At 72.7% G+C, this 17,268-nt stretch carries 13 protein-coding genes and 1 pseudogene; 7 read left to right on the forward strand and 7 right to left on the reverse strand.

From position 1 onward, the window contains the following. Positions 1 to 82 precede the first annotated feature (82 nt). On the reverse strand, positions 83 to 1,429 hold the full coding sequence (locus BS72_RS08740) for an MFS transporter (RefSeq protein WP_198545824.1): 1,347 nt from the start codon (positions 1,427 to 1,429) through the stop codon (positions 83 to 85). Between the two features lie 496 nt (positions 1,430 to 1,925). Further along, positions 1,926 to 2,687 carry an SDR family NAD(P)-dependent oxidoreductase gene (locus tag BS72_RS08745; RefSeq protein ID WP_037908448.1) on the reverse strand — a complete coding sequence of 254 codons (762 nt, stop codon included), beginning with the start codon at positions 2,685 to 2,687 and terminating at the stop codon, positions 1,926 to 1,928. Between the two features lie 306 nt (positions 2,688 to 2,993). Between BS72_RS08745 and BS72_RS33825 the strand changes: the two genes are divergently transcribed. Then, positions 2,994 to 3,569, forward strand: a complete 576-nt coding sequence (locus tag BS72_RS33825; protein WP_037908451.1) for a TetR/AcrR family transcriptional regulator — start codon at positions 2,994 to 2,996, stop codon at positions 3,567 to 3,569. Positions 3,570 to 3,919: 350 nt separating this feature from the next. Here BS72_RS33825 and BS72_RS39480 read toward each other — a convergent pair. Beyond that, a pseudogene (locus BS72_RS39480) lies at positions 3,920 to 5,044 on the reverse strand (alpha/beta fold hydrolase); the annotation flags it as partial. Here BS72_RS39480 and allB point away from each other — a divergent pair. After that, positions 5,014 to 6,384, forward strand: a complete 1,371-nt coding sequence (gene allB / locus BS72_RS08760) for an allantoinase AllB (protein ID WP_037908454.1) — start codon at positions 5,014 to 5,016, stop codon at positions 6,382 to 6,384. The pseudogene BS72_RS39480 and the gene allB overlap by 31 nt on opposite strands. Before the next feature lie 147 nt (positions 6,385 to 6,531). On the opposite strand, the gene BS72_RS08765 is transcribed toward allB, so the two are convergent. Genes BS72_RS08765 through BS72_RS08780 form a run of 4 tightly spaced genes read right to left on the reverse strand, consistent with a single transcriptional unit; the run spans position 6,532 to position 11,114 of the window. Then, positions 6,532 to 7,887 (reverse strand): GH1 family beta-glucosidase, encoded by a 1,356-nt coding sequence (locus BS72_RS08765; protein WP_037908456.1) that lies wholly within the window; start codon positions 7,885 to 7,887, stop codon positions 6,532 to 6,534. Between the two features lie 19 nt (positions 7,888 to 7,906). After that, positions 7,907 to 8,776 carry a carbohydrate ABC transporter permease gene (locus BS72_RS08770; protein ID WP_078901168.1) on the reverse strand — a complete coding sequence of 290 codons (870 nt, stop codon included), beginning with the start codon at positions 8,774 to 8,776 and terminating at the stop codon, positions 7,907 to 7,909. Continuing rightward, positions 8,769 to 9,773, reverse strand: a complete 1,005-nt coding sequence (locus tag BS72_RS08775; RefSeq protein ID WP_037908461.1) for a carbohydrate ABC transporter permease — start codon at positions 9,771 to 9,773, stop codon at positions 8,769 to 8,771. The genes BS72_RS08770 and BS72_RS08775 overlap by 8 nt, the downstream gene beginning before the upstream one ends. A gap of 15 nt (positions 9,774 to 9,788) precedes the next feature. Beyond that, positions 9,789 to 11,114: an ABC transporter substrate-binding protein gene (locus BS72_RS08780; RefSeq protein WP_037908463.1), complete on the reverse strand. Its 1,326-nt coding sequence runs from the start codon at positions 11,112 to 11,114 to the stop codon at positions 9,789 to 9,791. A 147-nt stretch (positions 11,115 to 11,261) separates the two neighbouring features. On the opposite strand from BS72_RS08780, the gene BS72_RS08785 reads away from it, so the two are divergent. The 5 genes from BS72_RS08785 (at position 11,262) to aroA (ending at position 17,201) form a co-directional block, all read left to right on the forward strand. Further along, positions 11,262 to 12,557, forward strand: coding sequence for an ROK family transcriptional regulator (locus BS72_RS08785; RefSeq protein ID WP_037908465.1), 1,296 nt, complete (start codon positions 11,262 to 11,264; stop codon positions 12,555 to 12,557). A gap of 202 nt (positions 12,558 to 12,759) precedes the next feature. Then, positions 12,760 to 13,575 (forward strand): AIM24 family protein, encoded by an 816-nt coding sequence (locus tag BS72_RS08790; RefSeq protein ID WP_078901169.1) that lies wholly within the window; start codon positions 12,760 to 12,762, stop codon positions 13,573 to 13,575. 226 nt (positions 13,576 to 13,801) lie between these two features. Then, a complete protein-coding gene (locus tag BS72_RS08795; RefSeq protein WP_037908467.1) occupies positions 13,802 to 14,425 on the forward strand; it encodes a bifunctional 4-hydroxy-2-oxoglutarate aldolase/2-dehydro-3-deoxy-phosphogluconate aldolase in 624 nt (207 codons plus the stop codon). 267 nt (positions 14,426 to 14,692) lie between these two features. Then, positions 14,693 to 15,871: a cytochrome P450 family protein gene (locus BS72_RS08800; protein WP_198545826.1), complete on the forward strand. Its 1,179-nt coding sequence runs from the start codon at positions 14,693 to 14,695 to the stop codon at positions 15,869 to 15,871. A 94-nt stretch (positions 15,872 to 15,965) separates the two neighbouring features. After that, positions 15,966 to 17,201, forward strand: coding sequence for a 3-phosphoshikimate 1-carboxyvinyltransferase (gene aroA, locus BS72_RS08805; protein WP_037908469.1), 1,236 nt, complete (start codon positions 15,966 to 15,968; stop codon positions 17,199 to 17,201). Positions 17,202 to 17,268 lie beyond the last annotated feature (67 nt).

Raw genomic sequence — 17,268 nt, forward strand, 5'->3', positions numbered from 1 at the left:
GCTTCGGCCGGATGCCCCCTGACCCGCCCGCCCGGTCGGGATCGGCCCGCCTTCGGTACGCCGGTCATGACCGCCCGCCGGCTCAGGCGCCCTGTGCCGCTGCGCGCCGCCGGGTAGGGAGCAGGGTGAGCACGGTGACGACGAACGCCGTGAGGGTGAACGCGGCCGTGGTCAGGAACGCGGCGCGGGCACCGGGTACGAATTCGCCGGGTTCCGCGCCCGCGGCGTAGACCGAGACGACCACGGCGAGCCCGATGGCGCCGCCGAGCTGCTGGGTGGTCTGGAGCAGGCCCGAGGCGGAGCCGGCGTGCTCGGGCCTGACACCGCCGACGACCAGGGAGGCCGCGGGCATGAAGGTCAGTCCGGCCGAGACTCCGTTGAGCAGCAGCGGGCCGAAGACGGCCGGGAAGTAGCCGCTGGAGGTGCCGAGGTCGCTGAGCCAGGCGAAGCTGCCGGTCAGACCGATCGTGCCGAGTACGAGGAGGGGCGCCTGTCCGAAGCGTCCCACCAGCCGGGGGGTGACGCGGGAGAGGGCGAAGATGCCGACGGTCATCGGCAGGAACGCCAGGCCGGCCTTGAGCGGAGTGAGGTCGAGTACCTGCTGGACGTACTGGACGACCAGGAAGAACGTCGAGATCTGGGACCCGAAGACCAGGGTGACGATCACCAGGCCGCCGATCCTGCGCCCGCTGCGGAGCAGGTCCGGGCGGAGGAGGGGGTGCGCGACGCGGCCCTCGGTCACGGCCAGCACGGCCAGGAGCACGGCGCCCGCCGCCAGTCCGCCGATGGTCCGCGGAGACGTCCAGCCGTGGTCGGGGGCTCCGATCAGCGACCAGACCACCGCCACCGCCGCTCCGGTCGCGGCGACGGCGCCGACCACGTCGAAGCGGCCCCGGTTCCGGGGGGTCTCGGTGACGAACCGCCGGGCCGAGGCGAGGACGGCGACGCCGATCGGGACGTTGACGAACATGGTCCAGCGCCACGAGCCGTACTCGGTGACCAGGCCGCCGAGCACCAGCCCCAGCGTGCCGCCGCCGACGCCGACGGCTGAGAAGAGAGCCAGCGCGCGGTTCCTGCCCGCTTCGTCACGGGCGCTGGTGGTGACCAGGGCCAGGACACCCGGCGCCGCCAGGGCCGCGCCGACGCCCTGGGCCGCCCGGGCCGCGATCAGCGACGCCGGGGACTGCGCGAGGCCGCCGAGGAGGGAGGAGGCGGTGAAGACGGCGAGGCCGATCTCGAAGACCCGCAGCCGTCCGAAGGTGTCCCCGAGCCGTCCGCCCAGGAGCAGCAGTCCGCCGAAGGCCAGGGTGTAGGCGTTGAGGACCCACGACAGGGACGACGGGCCGAACCCGAGGTCCGTGCTGATCCTGGGCAGGGCGACGTTCACGATGGTGGTGTCGAGGGTCAGCATCAGCTGTGCGACGAGCACGACGGCGATGCCGATGGGCGTCCGGCCGCTGCCGGCGGGCCGAGGGGCCCGGCTCCCGCGACGCGCGGCCGGCGGCCGGGCGTGGGTGGGGGACGGGGAGGAAGAGGGCATTGCTGTGGTCCTGTTCCGGTGTGAGGGCCGATGAGGTTGAAGGGTGAAGGGGGACGCGGGGGCCGAACCGGGCCGGCGGAGGCGCCGCCGCGTGAGGGTGGCGCGTGAGGGCGGTGCGTTCCGCCGGCGCGGACGGCCTTGGACCCGGGCACGGCGCCCGGGTCCAAGGGGGTGCCTGCCGGAAGTCCGGCTCAGGCGCGGGATGTTGCGCCGTCGTACGGCGGCTGGTTCTCGCGGGTGCCGCCGACGGGGACCTCGGCCCGCGAGACGGGTGGGGCCGTGGCCGCGGCCAAGGGGTGGGGCCGGGGGCGTACCTGGCGGTACCACCGGATACGCCCCCGGCCGGCCCGCATCCCAGTCCGGGCACGGCCGCCCGGCGGTGGGCTCAGACCTGGGCCATGCCTCCGTCGACGAAGAGCTCCACGCCGGTGACGAAGCTGGAGGCGTCGCTGGCGAGGAAGGCCGCGGCCTTGCCCATCTCGCGGGGGGCCGCGATCCGGCCGGTCGGGTTGCCCTCCCCCATGGCCCTGACCGCGGCGTCGACCGCGTCGGCGCCCTGCGCCATGGCCAGCGCGCGCCGCAGGGACTCGGTGTCGACCGCGCCCGGGCTCAGGACGTTGATCCTGATGCCGGAGCCCTTGACGTCCTGGATCCAGACCCGGACGCAGTTGCGCACCGCGGCCTTCGCGCCGGCGTACATGCTCATCCCGCGCGGGGGCTGGATCGAGGCCGTCGATCCGATGACGGTGATGGTTCCGCCGCTGGGCAGCAGCGGGACGGCCGGCTGCACGGTGAACAGGACGCCCTTGACGTTGACGTCGAAGGTCCGGTCGAACTCCTCCTCGGTGATGGCTTCGAGGGGGGCGTGGGCCCCGATACCGGCGTTGGCCACCACCGTGTCGAGCCGTCCGTGCCGGGCGATGACCTCGGCGTACATCGCCTTCATGTCCGCGAGCTTCGAGACGTCGGCGACCACACCGGACGCCTTCGGCCCGATCGCGGCGACCGCCGCGTCGATCTGGTCCTGCCGCAGATCGGTGATGACGACGGTCGCGCCCTGGTCCACGAACTCCTGGGCGATGCCCAGGCCGACCCCGGACGCTCCGCCGGTGACGACGGCGACCTTGCCTTCGAGTGCGAGAGTCATGTCTCTTCTTCTCCTACGGGAAGTCCTGTCCGGGCCCTGTCTCTTCGCGACAGACCGCAGATCAGGTACGAAAGATACGAAAGGTGAGTGATGGGGCACCTGGAGTCACGAAGGCGCTGAGGCCGGACGCGTCGGTCGGGTCCCGCTCGTCGGCGGCCACAGGTCGGAGGTGAGAGGGTGCTTCTCTTCAGGAGGCGGCGGTAGGCGCCGCTGCCCTACAGTGGGAACTGGAGGCGCCTCCGCTTCACTGGAACTGTAAGTGGAGGTGGCTCCACTTAGCAAGTCGGGACGACGGGAGATCCATCCATGAGTACGGGCACAGGGCGTCCGCTGAGAGCCGACGCCCAGCGGAACCGGGACAAGATCCTGTCCACCGCGTCACGCGTCTTCGCGGAACAGGGACTCGACGCCCACCTTGAGCACATCGCCAAGGAGGCGGGCGTGGGCACGGCCACCCTCTACCGGAACTTCCCCACCCGGGAACTCCTCATCGAGGCCGCCTACCGCAACGAACTCGCCCGGCTGTGCGACGCGGCCCCGAGGCTGCTGGCGGACCTGCCGCCGCGCGAGGCCCTACGCGACTGGATGGGGCGCTTCATCGACTACGCCACCGCCAAGCTGGGCATGGCCGAGGCCCTTCGGGCGGTCGTCGAGTCCGGCGTCAACCCCTACGCGCACAGCCGCGAGCTGATGCTGGAAGCGCTCACCGCGCTCATGGCCGCCGGTGCCAGCGCCGGGACGATCCGCTCGGACATCAGCGCGACCGACATGTTCGCCGCGCTGACCGGAATCGCCCTCGCCTCCGGGAAGCCCGACCAGCGCGACCAGGCCGAACGCCTTCTCGACCTCACGCTGGACGGCCTGAGCGGCAACGCGAAGTGAGACCGGCCGCCGCGGCGGTGTCGCCCTGAACGACGTTGCCGTGCCGCGTTCGGCCGTTCGGCGCGCACGCCGCCGCGCGCGGGACGGCGCACCGCCTGCCGCGCCGAATCCGGCCTGACGGCTGCCCTGGTGACGAGCGCGACCGCCCCCCGGCCGGTGCTACCGCTACCGCCGCTGCCGGTACCGCCGCTACCGCGCCGCGCCGTCGTGCGAGTCGCCCCCGGCGCCGGCCCCGACCGGGCCCCGTCGGCCCGCGACCCGGAACCCGCCGCCGACGGCGCCGCCGCTTCCCGCGCCTCCTTCAGCGCCTCGTCCAGGTGCCGGGCCAGGGCACCCGGGTCCTGGGCGTGCGCGAGGTGGCCCTGGCCGGGCATCAGGACGACGCGGGCGCGGGGCAGTGCCGCGGTGAACTCGGCGAACACCTCGCCGTAGGGTGCGAGGCCCTCGTTGACGGCGCCGAGCAGGAGGGTGACGGGCAGGTCGAGGGAGTCGAACGTCCGCAGGTCGACGAGGTGTTCGTCGAGCGCGGCCAGCTCCCGGGCCAGCGGCGCGGCAAGCGGCTTGAGGACCTCCCAGACGGGGCTCCGGCGCAGCTCCTCCACGTACTCCGCGGAGAACCCCGACACGTCCCGGTTCACGATCTCCACGGCGCGGTCGAGGTCGCCGGTCGCGTCCGCCTCGGCCAGGGCGGCGAGCGCGGCACGGCCGAAGGGGCGCACCACCGGCTCGTAGAGGGTGAGCGAGCGGACGGCCGCCGGACGCCGCGCCGCCACCTCCAGCGCGAGGAGGCCGCCGAAGCTCCAGCCGAACAGGTCCACGCCCTGGTCGGCGCCCTCGGCGGCGGCGACCTCGTCCAGAACGAGCTCCACGTCCTCGATCTCGGTGCGCAGCGAGTAGCCGGGGCCGAGCGGGCCGCTGGGCTCGCGCCCGCGCCGGTTCAGCACGTAGACCGCTCCGGCCGCGCCGAGCGCGTCCACGACCGGCTGCCATCCGGCGGCGTCGGCCATGACCCCCGGCACGATCAGCAGCGGCCTGCCCGAACCGTCCCGTCGTGTGAGGGTGAGCCTCACACCTCCGCGTTCCACCTGCCCGAGCACGACTGCGGCACCTCCATGTCGACGGCGTCCAGCACGCCGATTGTCCTCTGCCCGCCGTCCGGCGGGTGTGACGTCTCCACCAACGCTACCGGGCAACGCAGTTGAGGTGATCGGACAGCAAGGCGGCTCCCCGTGAGCCGAGCAGACGATCCATCGGCTCGACAGGCCACCCGGCCCGCCACGCCCTTGACGGTCCCGGGAACGCTGACCACCATGTCCGTCAACAGAGCGTTGACGGACGGGAGACGCGTCCCCCGACAGCCGGCCGCCGACAGCCGGACCGCGGGCGGCCGGACCGCCGGCGGCGCGCCGGGCGCGGGGCTCGCGAACGGGGGCAGGAGGCCGCGGTGGCGGAGGACCTGGTGCTGCGCTCGACACGGGTGGTGACCCCGGAGGGCGAGCGCCCGGCCGTCGTGGTCGTGGCGGACGGGACGATCGCGGCCGTACTGCCGTACGGGGCGCCGCCACCGGGCGCGCGGGTGACGGACCTCGGGACGGACGCGCTGCTGCCGGGCCTGGTCGACACCCACGTGCACGTCAACGACCCGGGCCGGGCCGAGTGGGAGGGCTTCGCCTCCGCCACCGCGGCCGCCGTGGCCGGCGGTGTGACCACCCTCGTCGACATGCCGCTCAACAGCCTCCCGCCCACCACCACCGCGGCCCACCTGGAGGTCAAGCGGGCCGCCGCCCGCGGCCGGGTGCACACCGACACCGGCTTCTGGGGCGGCGCGGTGCCCGGCAACACCGCCGAGCTCGAAGCCCTCTACGACGCGGGGGTGTTCGGGTTCAAGTGCTTCCTGCTGGACTCCGGTGTGCCCGAGTTCCCGCCCCTCGAACACGGCCAGTTGGCGCGGGTGATGGCCGAACTCGCCCGCCTCGGCGGCCTGCTGATCGTGCACGCCGAGGACCCGGCCCTGATCGGCGCGGCGCCCGTCCCGCGCGGCCCGGCCTACGCGGACTTCCTCGCATCGCGGCCGCCCGCCGCCGAGGAGCGCGCCGTGGCCGGACTGCTGGAACTGGCGGCCGAGTTCGGAACCCGCGTGCACGTGCTGCACCTGTCCTCCGCCTCGGTGCTGCCGCTGCTCGCCGACGCCCGGCGCGCCGGTCTGCCCGTGACGGCGGAGACCTGCCCGCACTTCCTCACTCTGGCCGCCGAGCAGATCCCGGACGGCGCCACGGAGTTCAAGTGCTGCCCGCCGATACGCGAGGCCGCCAACCAGGACGCGCTGTGGCAGGCGCTGGCCGACGGGCTGGTCGACTGCGTGGTCTCCGACCACTCCCCGGCCACCGTGGAGTTGAAGCGCCCGCCCGGCGGGGACTTCGGAGCCGCCTGGGGCGGTATCTCCTCGCTCCAGCTCGGTCTGCCCGCGGTGTGGACGGAGGCGCGCCGCCGCGGCCACGGCCTGGCCGACGTGGCCCGGTGGATGGCCGAGGGTCCGGCGCGGCTGGCGGGGATGGACGGCAAGGGCGCCATCGCGCCCGGCCGGGACGCCGATCTCGCCGTGCTCGACCCGGACGCGGACTTCACCGTGGACCCGGCCCGACTGCACCACCGCAACCCGGTCACCGCCTACGCTGGCCGCACCCTGCGCGGGGTGGTCCGGGCGACGTACCTGCGCGGCCGGCTGGTCGCGCGGGACGGGGCGCCGGTGGCGCGGGCCCCGGGGGAGGGCCCCGCCGGCAGGCTCATCCGACGGCCGGCCGGCGGGAGCGCGTGAAGCGCCGGCACGCTCGATCGGACGGCGCGGCGCGTGAACGCCGGCACCCTCGATCGGCCTCGGGCGCCGGCGTGTGAAGCGGCGTCACCCTCGAACCGAGGGTGACGCCGCTGCCCCGGCCACGGGGGCCGGGGGCGGATGCGCGGGTCAGGCCGCCCGGCGCACCCGGCGGCGGTGCGCGGCGATCAGGTCCGCGTAGCGCCGCCCGCTGGTCTTGACGGTCCGCTTCTGGGTGTCGTAGTCGACGTGGACCAGGCCGAAGCGCTTGTCGTAGCCGTACGCCCACTCGAAGTTGTCCATCAGCGACCAGCAGTAGTAGCCGCCCACCGGCACGCCGCGCTCGGCCGCGCGGGCGCAGGCGGCGAGGTGGTCCTCCAGGTACTGGGTGCGCTCCGGGTCGTGGACCTGGCCGTCGGGGCCGACCACGTCGCGGTACGACGAGCCGTTCTCGGTGATCAGGATGCGCGGCGCGGCGTACTCCTCGTGCAGCCGGACCAGCAGCTGCTCCAGTCCGTCGGCGTTGACCTCCCAGTCCATCGCCGTGCGCGGCAGGTCCGGCAGGTACGCCATCTTGGCGTAGGGCGCGGGGCCGGTCGGGTCGTCGACGATGGTCTGCGGGAAGTAGTAGTTGAGCCCGACCCAGTCCAGCGGGGCGGAGATCGACTCCAGGTCGCCGTCCTTGAGCGGCAGGTCGACGCCGTAGACCTCCACCATGTCCTGCGGGTAGCCGCGCCCGAAGACCGGGTCCAGCCACCAGCGGTTGGTGTGGCCGTCGGCGCGGCGGGCGGCGGCGACGTCCTCCTCGCGGTCGGTGGCCGGCACGCAGGGGCTGAGGTTGTTGACGATGCCGATGCGCAGGTCGGAGTGGGCCGCGCGCAGCGCCTGGACGGCCAGCCCGTGGCCGACGTGCAGGTGGACGGAGGTGCGCACGGCCGCGGTCAGGTCCGTCCAGCCCGGCGCCATCCGGCCCTCCAGGTGGCCGATCCACGCCGAGCACAGCGGCTCGTTGAACGTCGCCCAGTCCTTGACCCGGTCGCCCAGCGCGCCCGCGACCACGGCCGCGTACTCGCCGTACCGCTCCGCCGTCTCCCGCTCGGGCCAGCCGCCCTTGTCCTGGAGGGCCTGCGGCAGGTCCCAGTGGTAGATGGTGGCGTTGGGGGTGATCCCCGCCTCCAGCAGCGAGTCCACCAGCCGGTCGTAGAAGGCCAGGCCGGCCGGGTTCACCGGGCCGGAGCCCTGCGGGAGGACGCGCGGCCAGGCGATGGAGAACCGGTAGCCGTCCAGGCCCAGGGACTTCATGAGTTCGAGGTCCTCGGGCCACCGGTGGTAGTGGTCGCAGGCGGTGTCGCCGGTGTCGCCGTTGTCGACCATCCCGGGGGTGTGGGAGAAGGTGTCCCAGATGGACGGGGTCCGGCCGTCCTCGTCCACCGCGCCCTCGATCTGGTACGCGGAGGTGGCCGCACCCCAGACGAAGTCGGCCGGCAGAGCGCTCAGGTCGTTCACAACTAACCTTTCGGTGAGGTCACTTGACGGCACCGGCGGTGAGGCCGGCGACGAGGTAACGCTGGAGGAGCAGGAACCCGGCGACGACCGGCACGCTCACCACGAGGGACGCGGCCATGACCTGGTTCCAGTAGACGTCGTTCTGGGTGGCGTACTCGCGCAGGCCCACGGCCAGTGTGCGGGTGGACTGGTTGGTCATGACGGAGGCGAAGAGCACTTCACCCCAGGCGGTCATGAAGGCGTAGACGCACACCGCGACGATGCCGGGGACGGCGGCCGGCACGACGACACGGAAGAGCGCCCCCATCGGCCCGCACCCGTCGACCTTCGCCGCCTCGTCCAGGTCCCGCGGGATCGAGTCGAAGTAGCCGACCAGCATCCAGATCGAGAACGGCAGCGAGAAGGTCAGGTAGGTGATGATCAGGCCGAGCCGGCTGCCGTTGAGCGTGATGCCCGTGGAGTTGCCGATGTTGACGAAGATCAGGTACAGCGGCAGCAGGAAGAGGATGCCCGGGAACATCTGCGTCGACAGCACCGTCACCGTGAACAGCCGCCGTCCCGGGAAGCGGTACCGGCTGACGCCGTAGGAGGCGAAGATCGCCACCGCCACCGAGAAGAGGGTCGCGCTGACCGAGACGATCAGCGAGTTCACGAAGTAGTGCGCGAGCGGGATCGTCTTCCAGATGTCGACGTACGGGCGCAGCGTCAGGTGGTGGGGTATCCACTGGAAGGAGCCCTGCACGTCCTGGAGGTTCTTCATCGACGAGCTGAGCATCACGTAGACCGGCACCAGCACGAAGGCCAGCAGCAGGGTCAGCACCACCCGCCGGGTCCAGACGAAGGACCGCGGCTGCGCCATCGGAGACCGCTGCGAGGGGATCCTAGGCATCGGCGTCGCCTCGCTTCCGGGACGTGAGGAGCAGGTAGACCGCCGTCACCAGGAGCAGGAAGAGCAGCAGCAGGACGGACATCGCCGAGCCGCTGCCGAAGTTCCAGGTGATGAACGACGACTGGTAGATGTGGATCGAGATCAGGTCGGCCTGGTGCGGGGCGGCCTGGCCGAACATCACGTACGGCGTGTTGAAGTCGTTGAAGGTCCACAGGAACAGCACCAGGACCAGCACCTGGTTGACCGGGCGCAGCGACGGGAGCGTGATCTTGCGGATCTGCTGCCAGACGCCGGCGCCGTCCATGGCGGCGGCCTCGTACAGCTCGCGCGGGATGTTCTGCAGGCCGGCCATCAGCGCCAGGAAGGCGAACGGCCAGGACTTCCACACCGAGACGATGACCAGCGCCCAGAAGCTGTTGCCGCCGATCAGCCAGAACGGCTTGTCGGAGGTGAGGTGGAGCTGGTCGTGCAGGACGTGGTTCACCAGGCCGGTTTCCTGCTGGAACATGAACGTCCAGGTGATCACGGCCGCGTAGACGGGCAGTGCGTACGGCACCAGGAAGATGGCGCGCAGCACGGCCCGGCCGCGGAACGTGTCCTGCATGAGGATCGCGGCGGCGGTGCCGATCAGCCAGGAGAACGCCACGGACAGGACCGTGAACGCGATCGTCACCCAGAACGAGTGCAGCAGCGCCTGGCCGATGGGCTGATGGATCTTGACCGCGACTTTGTAGTTGTCGAATCCGGTCCAGGGGGCGCTCTTCCAGTTGCGGATGAAGAAGAGCGTCAGGCCCTTGAAGCTGATCACGATGCCGACGATCATCGGCACGATGTGGATCAGGAGTTCAAGCGCGAGGGCGGGCAGCAGCAGCAGGTAGGGCAGGCTGAGCTGGCGCAGGCGGGCGGGGATACGCGGCCGGAGCCGGCCCCGGCCAGCGGGCTTGCCGCTGTCGGAACCGGCCTCGGGGGCGCTCCTGGGAGGGGCGGTGGCAGCCATGGGGAGAACCGGGCCTCAGGACGCCGGCATCTGCGACTGGGCCTTCTCCAGCTCCGACTTGACCAGCGAGTCCGTTATGGACTTCCCGTTGGCGGCGTCGGCGAAGAGGTCCTTGATCGCGGTACCGACCGTCGTCTCGAACTGGGCCTCGTTGGTCACCTGCGGCAGCGGGGCCGCGGACTTCTGCAGCACGCCGCCGATGGTCTTCAGGTCGGGCGTCTGGAAGGCCGGGTCGCTCTGCGCCTCGGTCACCGGCGGGATGGAGCCGTACGCCTTGTTGAGGATCTTCTGCTCGGGCGTGCTGGTCATGAACTTCACGAACTGCAGCGCGGCGTCCTTGTGCTTGGTGTTCTGGAACACCGAGAGGTTGATGCCGGCCACCATGGAGGTGACGCCCGTGGCGCCGGTGGCGCCGGCGGTCAGCGTCGGGACGGGGACGACGCCGTAGTCGCCGGACTTCATGCCGTGCGTGAGGATCGTGCTCGACGCGGTCTGCCACATCATCATCGCGGCCTTGCCGGTGGCGAAGTCCGTGATGGTCTGGTTCTGCGCGTACTCGGCGTTGCCCTTGTCGGCCACGCCGTCGGCGATGAAGTCGACGTACTGCTTCACCGCCGCCACGTCGCCGGCCGAGGTGAAGGTCGGCTTGCCGGAGGCGTCGAACCAGTCCGCGCCGTGCTGCTTGGCCAGCACGAACGCGCTGTGCACGTTCTCCTGGAGGTTGGAGCCCTCGACGGCGATGCCGTAGTGGCCGCCGGTGGTGAGCTTCTTGGCGTCGGCGTTCAACTCGTCCCAGGTGGTGGGGGGCTGGAGGCCGGCGTCGGCGAACATCTTCTTGTTGTAGTAGAGGCCGTAGCCCATCGAGTACAGCGGCACCGCGGCCGGGTCCTTGCCCGCCGCGCCGGCCGCCGCGATGGACGCCGCGGAGAAGCGGTCCTTGCCGCCGATGGCCGAGAAGTTGGAGCTGTCCCACGGCAGCAGGGCGCCGGTCGCCTGGAGGGAGGCGGACCAGGTGTTGCCGATGTTGAGGACGTCCGGCCCCTGGCCGGAAGTGGTCGCCGCCAGGATGCGGTTGAGCAGGTCCGCCCAGCCGATGACCTCCAGCTTGACGGTGATGCCGGTCTGCTGCTGGAACTTCTTCAGCTCCGGCGTCAGCACCTGCTTGTCGACGTCCAGGCTGGCGCCCTGGTTGCTCGCCCAGTAGGTGAGCGTGACGCCCTTGGTGCTGCCGCCGTTCTTGCTGCTGCCGTCGCTGTCGTCGGACCCGCCGCCGCAGGCGGTGGCGGCCAGGCCGAGCGCGGCCACGAGGGCGGTGGCCGCGAGGAGTCTGTTGGTGCGCATAACGGTTCCCTCTCAGGGTGGGATCGTTCGGGAAGTGAACAGCGCATGTGCCTTAATTCAGGCCGTGATTTAACTTGTGAGAAAAGATGGCGTCAAGCCCCCGCGCAGCGATAGATTCCGGCGGAGCCAGCCAGGAGGGAGCAAGGGATGGCGGAACGGGGCAGACGGACCGTGCGTGACCTGCGGCGCGGCAACCGTGCGTCGCTTCTGCGGCATCTGTACTTCGAAGGTCCCCTCAGCAGGCAAGAGTTGGGTCGTGACACCGGACTCAGCGCCGGCTCGATCAGCAACGTGGTGGGTGAACTGCTCGCCGACGGCATGGTGGAGGAGGCCGGCGCGGTCGAGTCCGACGGCGGACGGCCGCGTACCCTGCTGCAGGTCGCCCCCGGCTACGGGTACGTTGTCGGCGTGGACGTCGGCGAAACCCGGGCGCGGGTCGAGCTGTTCGACCTGGCGCTGACCGAACGAGCCGCCGACGACCTGCCGTTGTCGGACGGCGGCCACGACGTCGACCACGTCGTGGGGCTGGTGCTCGACGGCATCCGCACGGTGGTGCGCGAGGCCGGCGTGGACGACCGCGAGGTGCTGGGCGTCGGCATCGGCGTGCCCGGTATCGTCGAGCAGGGCGACGCCGTGCCCGGAGAGGGCGTCGGCATCGTGGTGCACGGCCAGACCATCGGCTGGGACGCCGTGCCGCTCGGCCGGCTGCTGCGCGAGGGCACCGGCCTGCCGCTCTTCATCGACAACGGTGCCAAGACGCTCGGCCAGGCCGAGATGTGGTTCGGCGGCGGCCGCGGGGCCGACAGCGTGGTCATCGCGCTGATCGGCTCCGGCGTCGGCGCCTGCGTGGTCGCCGACGGCAAGCCCTACCACGGCGCCACCAGCAGCGCGGGTGAGTGGGGTCACACCACCCTGCGGGTCGGCGGACGCACCTGCCGGTGCGGCTCGCGCGGCTGCCTGGAGGCGTACGTGGGGGCCGAGGCGCTGCTCGGGCGGTGGCAGCCGGCGCCCGAGGGGGCCAGCGAGGAGGCCGGCCTGGCCGCGATGCTGGCCGCCGCCGACCATGACGAGCAGGCCGCCGCGCTGCTCACCGAGGCCGCCGAGTACCTGGGCGCGGGCATCGCCGACCTGGTCAACCTCTTCAACCCCGAGCGGATCGTGATCGGCGGCTGGGCCGGCCTGCTCCTCGGCCCCCGGCTGCTGCCCGCCGTCCGCGAGGCCGCCGCCGCGTACGCCCTGCGCCACCCCAGCGCCCAGACCTCGATCGAGCTGGGGCGGCTGGGTGCCGACGCCGTCACCGTCGGTGCCGCCACCCTGCCGCTGGCCCGCTTCCTGGACACCGGCGGCGAGCACGCGGCGGTGCCGCAGGTCCAGGCCCGGCCGGGCGTCCAGGAGGGCCCCGCCGCCCCCCGGTGGAACCGAACGGCCCGGGCGGTACGTTGACCGTGCGGTGCCCACGGCACCACCCGGCCGCCGCGCGCGCCGCAAACGCCCGCGAAACGCCCGGACCCGCCTGAACGTGGCCGAACGTGCCCGGATGCCCCGAAGGCGCCCGGACCGTCGGGAAGCGGCCCAGCCGGGCAAGGGCGCCGGCAGACCGGTACCAGCCAACCCCGTACGACCCCGCCCGTCCCAGGAGCCCTCGGTGACCCTCCAGCAACAGATCGTCGGCAACGCCATGCAGATGGCCGTGTGCACGCTCCAGCCCGGCCAGACCGTTTACTGCGAGGCGGGGAAGTTCCTGTTCAAGACGGCCAACGTCGCCATGGAGACCCGGCTGGGCGGCAGCGGCGCCGGCCAGCAGGGTGGAGCGGGTGGCCAGGGCGGCGGCATGGGCGGCTTCCTGCGGCAGGCGATGGGCACCGCGATGCAGGTCGGGCAGCGCGTCCTGGCCGGCGAGTCGCTGGCCTTCCAGTACTTCACCGCCTCCGGCGGCGAGGGCACGGTCGGCTTCGCCGGGGTGCTCCCGGGGGAGATGCGCGCCCTGGAGCTCGACGGATCGCGGGCCTGGTTCGCCGAGAAGGACGCCTTCGTGGCCGCCGAGGACTCCGTCCGCTTCGGCATCGCCTTCGCCGGCGCCCGGCAGGGCATGAGCGGCGGCGAGGGCTTCATCCTGGAGAAGTTCACCGGCACCGGCACCGTGATCATCGCCGGCGCGGGCAACTTCATCGACCTCAACCCGGCCGACTTCGGCGGCCGCATCGAGGTGGACACCGGCTGCATCGTCGCCTTCGAGGAGGGCATCCAGTACGGCGTGCAGCGCATCGGCGGCCTCAACCGCCAGGGGATCATGAACGCGGTCTTCGGCGGCGAGGGCCTGTCCCTGGCCACCCTGGAGGGCAACGGGCGGGTCATCCTCCAGTCGCTGACCATCGAGGGCCTGGCCAACGCCCTGAAGAAGGCGCAGGGAGGGGACAAGCAGGGCCCCACCGGCGGCCTCTTCTCGACCAACATCGGCTGACGGCGCCGGTCTCCGCGGCACGCCGGGCACCGTGATGCGCCGGGCCCGGACCGGGGCGGATGCTCCTGCCATGTCACGGTGCGATGACAGCTGTCCCGGCCGCCGGGCGGGGCGCCGCCGCCCGGCAGTAGCGTCTGAGCACGCTCCCGTAGCGTCTGAGCACGCTCACACTGTGCCGGGCAGCCCGTGTCCGCCCGGCGACCGCAAGGAAGGTGGACCCGCGACCGTGTACCGCTGGGAGATCACCCGCTCCGTCCTGGCCCAGCGGGTTCTCGCCACGATCCGCAGCCAGAGCTACGACCAGGCCGCCGCCACCGCCGAGCTCCTGCTCGCGGCCGGGCTGACCACCTTGGAGATCTCCCTCAGCACGCCGTTCGCCCTGGAAGTGGTCACCACCCTGGTCGGCGAGGTCGGCGACGACGCCGTCGTCGGCGCCGGCACCGTCCTCGACGGGCCCTCCGCCCGGATGGCCGTCGACGCCGGCGCGCGGTTCCTGCTCTCGCCCACCCTGGACGAGGAGGTGCTGCGCGTCGGCCACCGCCACGGCGTGCCGGTCTTCCCCGGCGTCGCCACGCCCACCGAGGCGGTCCGCGCGATGGAGCTGGGCGCCGACGCCCTCACCCTCTACCCGGCCTCCGCCTTCACCCCCGGCTGGCTCGCCGACGTCCGCACGGTGCTCCCGCAGGCACCGCTGCTGCCCGTGGGCGGCATCACCGTCGCCGAGGCGCCCGACTGGATCGCCGCGGGCGCGGTGGCCGTCGGCATGGGGCCCGTCCTCACGGCCGGCGACCGGGAGACGGTCATGAAGCGCGTCACCGAACTCCTCGACCGCCTCGCCACCACCCCCTGACGGGTCCTTCCCGTGTACGGCGGCCGCGGCCATGGACCCCGGCCGACGACGACCTGCCCCAACGCCTCCGGCCGCCGCTTCGCGGTGACGGACTGTCATCTGATGAGCCGTCAGGCCGAAGTCGGGCGTCGGCCTGAACTGTTCGGCCGAACGGGTGAAAAGGTGCGGAGTGGTGGAATCCGGGAACGCCCTGGGGAGGGGCGGCGTTGGAGACGGCAGGAGGCGGGGCCGGGAGCAGGGCCCCGCGATGCGGTTGGGGGAAGAGCGATGGCGATCAAGGAGATCATCGATCTCACCGAGCCCGGCGTGGAGTTCGTCCGCGACCCGTACCCGGTCTACGCGCGGCTGCGGGAGTCGGGCCCGGTGCACTACGTCCGGCTGCCGGACGTCGACGGCGTCTGGCTCGTCGTGGGATACGAGGAAGCCCGCGCGGCCCTCGCCGACCCGCGCCTGGGCAAGCAGTGGCTGCCGGAGGGCGAGGCCGGGGTCAGAAGCGTCGGCCACAACATGCTGGAGTCCGACCCGCCACGCCACACCCGCCTGCGCAAGCTGGTGGCAAGGGAGTTCACCTCGCGCCGCATCGCCGCGCTGCGCCCTCGCGTCCAGGAGGTCACCGACCGCCTGCTGGACGAGATGCTGCCGCGCGGGCGCGCGGACCTCGTGGAGTCGCTGGCCTTCCCGCTGCCGATGACGGTGATCTGCGAACTCCTCGGCGTCCCCGACCTGGACCGGGAGCGGTTCCGCGGCTGGTCCCAGGCCATCGTCGGCAACGCGGACGCGGGGCAGGTCGAGTTCGCCGAGCGGCAGATGGGCGCCTACCTGGCCGAGCTGATCGAGGACAAGCGGTGCGGCGGCCCCGGCGACGACCTGCTGAGCGGCCTGATCCGGGCGCGCGACGAGAACGGCGACGCGCTCTCCTCCGCCGAACTGGTCGGCATGGCCTTCCTGCTGCTGGTGGCCGGCCACGAGACCACCGTCAACCTGATCGCCAACGGCACCCTCGCGCTGCTGCGCCACCCGGAGCAGCTCGCCGCCCTGCGCGCCGACCTGTCGCTGCTGGACGGGGCGATCGAGGAGATGCTGCGGTGGGACGGCCCGGTGGAGATCGCCACCTGGCGGCTGGCCCGGGAGCCGCTGGAGCTCGGCGGTCGCAGGATCGCGGCGGGGGAGACCGTGCTGGTGGGCCTCGCCTCGGCCGACCGTGACGGCAGCCGGGGTCTGCCCGAACCGGACACGTTCGACATCCGCCGCCAGCAGCGCTCCCACCTCGCCTTCGGCCACGGCATCCACTACTGCCTGGGCGCTCCGCTGGCCCGCCTGGAGGCGCACGTCGCCTTCGCCTCGCTGCTCGCCCGCGCGCCCGGCCTCGTCCTTCAGCCCGGCCGGCTGGAGTGGCGCGGCGGGTTCCTGATGCGGGGGGTGCGTGAGCTGCCCGTGAGCTGGTGAGGCGGAGAGGGCCGGATGCGGGCACCCGTAGAATCCGAGGGCGGGGACGGGAGCCCCGCGGCGGGTCCCCGCCCGGCACGACCAGGAGAAACCCGTGACCGTCATCGCCGTCCCCGGCTCGAAGTCCGTCACCGCCCGCGCCCTGTTCCTCGCGGCGGCCGCGGAAGGGGTGACGACCCTGCGCCGTCCGCTGGTCTCGGACGACACCGAGGGCTTCGCCGAGGCACTGACCGTCCTCGGATACGCGGTGGAGCGGGCGCCGGAGGAGTGGCGGATCACCGGCCGCCCGCAGGGGCCGGCCAGCGCCTCCGCCGAGGTCTACGCGCGGGACGCCGCCACCGCCGCCCGGTTCCTGCCCGCCCTGGCCGCCGCCGGCCACGGCGACTTCCGGTTCGACGCCTCGGCCCAGATGCGCCGCCGCCCCGTCGCCCCGCTCACCGAGGCGCTGCGCACCCTGGGCGTGGACCTCGCCTACGAGGGTGAGTCCGGTCACCTGCCCCTGCGTATCGCCGCCAGCGGCATCGACGGCGGCGAGATCGAGCTCGACGCCAGCCTGTCCTCGCAGTTCCTGACCGCGCTGCTGCTGGCCGCGCCGCTCACCGCCGAGGGGCTGCGCATCCGGGTCACGGGCATCGTCTCCGTGCCCTACGTCGAGATCACGCTGGCGATGATGCGCGCCTTCGGCGTCGAGGTCGTCCGGGAGGGCGACACCTTCGTCGTGCCGTCCGCCACCTACCAGGCACGGGACTACCCCATCGAGCCGGACGCCTCCACCGCCAGCTATGTCTTCGCCGCCGCCGCGCTGAGCGGGCGCACCGCCACGGTGCCGGGCCTCGGCAGCGGCGCCCTCCAGGGCGACCTCGCGTTCGTCGACGTGCTGCGGCGGATGGGCGCCGAGGTGGAGACCACCGCCGACGCCACCACCGTCACCGGCACCGGCCGGCTGTCCGGGGTGACGGTGAACATGCGCGACATCTCCGACACGATGCCCACCCTCGCCGCGATCGCCCCCTTCGCGGACGGGCCGGTGCGCATCGAGGACGTCTACAACACCCGGGTCAAGGAGTGCGACCGGCTCGACGCCTGCGCGCAGAACCTGCGCGCGCAGGGCATCCGGGTGGAGACCGGCCGGGACTGGATCGAGATCCACCCCGGCACCCCCAAGCCGGTGGAGATCGCCTGCCATGCCGACCACCGCATCGCGATGAGCTTCTCGGTCGCGGCCCTGCGCACTCCGGGTACCACCCTGGACGACCCGGGCTGTGTGAAGAAGACGTTCCCCGGCTTCCACGGCTTCTTCGCCGACCTGCGCCGCACCTGGGACGTGTGACGGTACGTCGGACCGTCCGGGCGGCCCCGAGGCGAGCGGCGCGGGGCCGCCGGAACCGGCGGGCAGG

The organism is Actinacidiphila yeochonensis CN732 (genome assembly GCF_000745345.1).
Lineage (GTDB): Bacteria > Actinomycetota > Actinomycetes > Streptomycetales > Streptomycetaceae > Actinacidiphila > Actinacidiphila yeochonensis.

Excerpts from the sequence above, each read along its gene's own strand:
- BS72_RS08745 (WP_037908448.1), bottom strand. The coding sequence starts at position 2,687 with ATGACTCTCGCACTCGAAGGCAAGGTCGCCGTCGTCACCGGCGGAGCG.
- BS72_RS33825 (WP_037908451.1), top strand. The coding sequence starts at position 2,994 with ATGAGTACGGGCACAGGGCGTCCGCTGAGAGCCGACGCCCAGCGGAAC.
- BS72_RS08770 (WP_078901168.1), bottom strand. The coding sequence starts at position 8,776 with ATGCCTAGGATCCCCTCGCAGCGGTCTCCGATGGCGCAGCCGCGGTCC.
- BS72_RS08775 (WP_037908461.1), bottom strand. The coding sequence starts at position 9,773 with ATGGCTGCCACCGCCCCTCCCAGGAGCGCCCCCGAGGCCGGTTCCGAC.
- BS72_RS08780 (WP_037908463.1), bottom strand. The coding sequence starts at position 11,114 with ATGCGCACCAACAGACTCCTCGCGGCCACCGCCCTCGTGGCCGCGCTC.
- BS72_RS08785 (WP_037908465.1), top strand. The coding sequence starts at position 11,262 with ATGGCGGAACGGGGCAGACGGACCGTGCGTGACCTGCGGCGCGGCAAC.
- BS72_RS08800 (WP_198545826.1), top strand. The coding sequence starts at position 14,693 with ATGGCGATCAAGGAGATCATCGATCTCACCGAGCCCGGCGTGGAGTTC.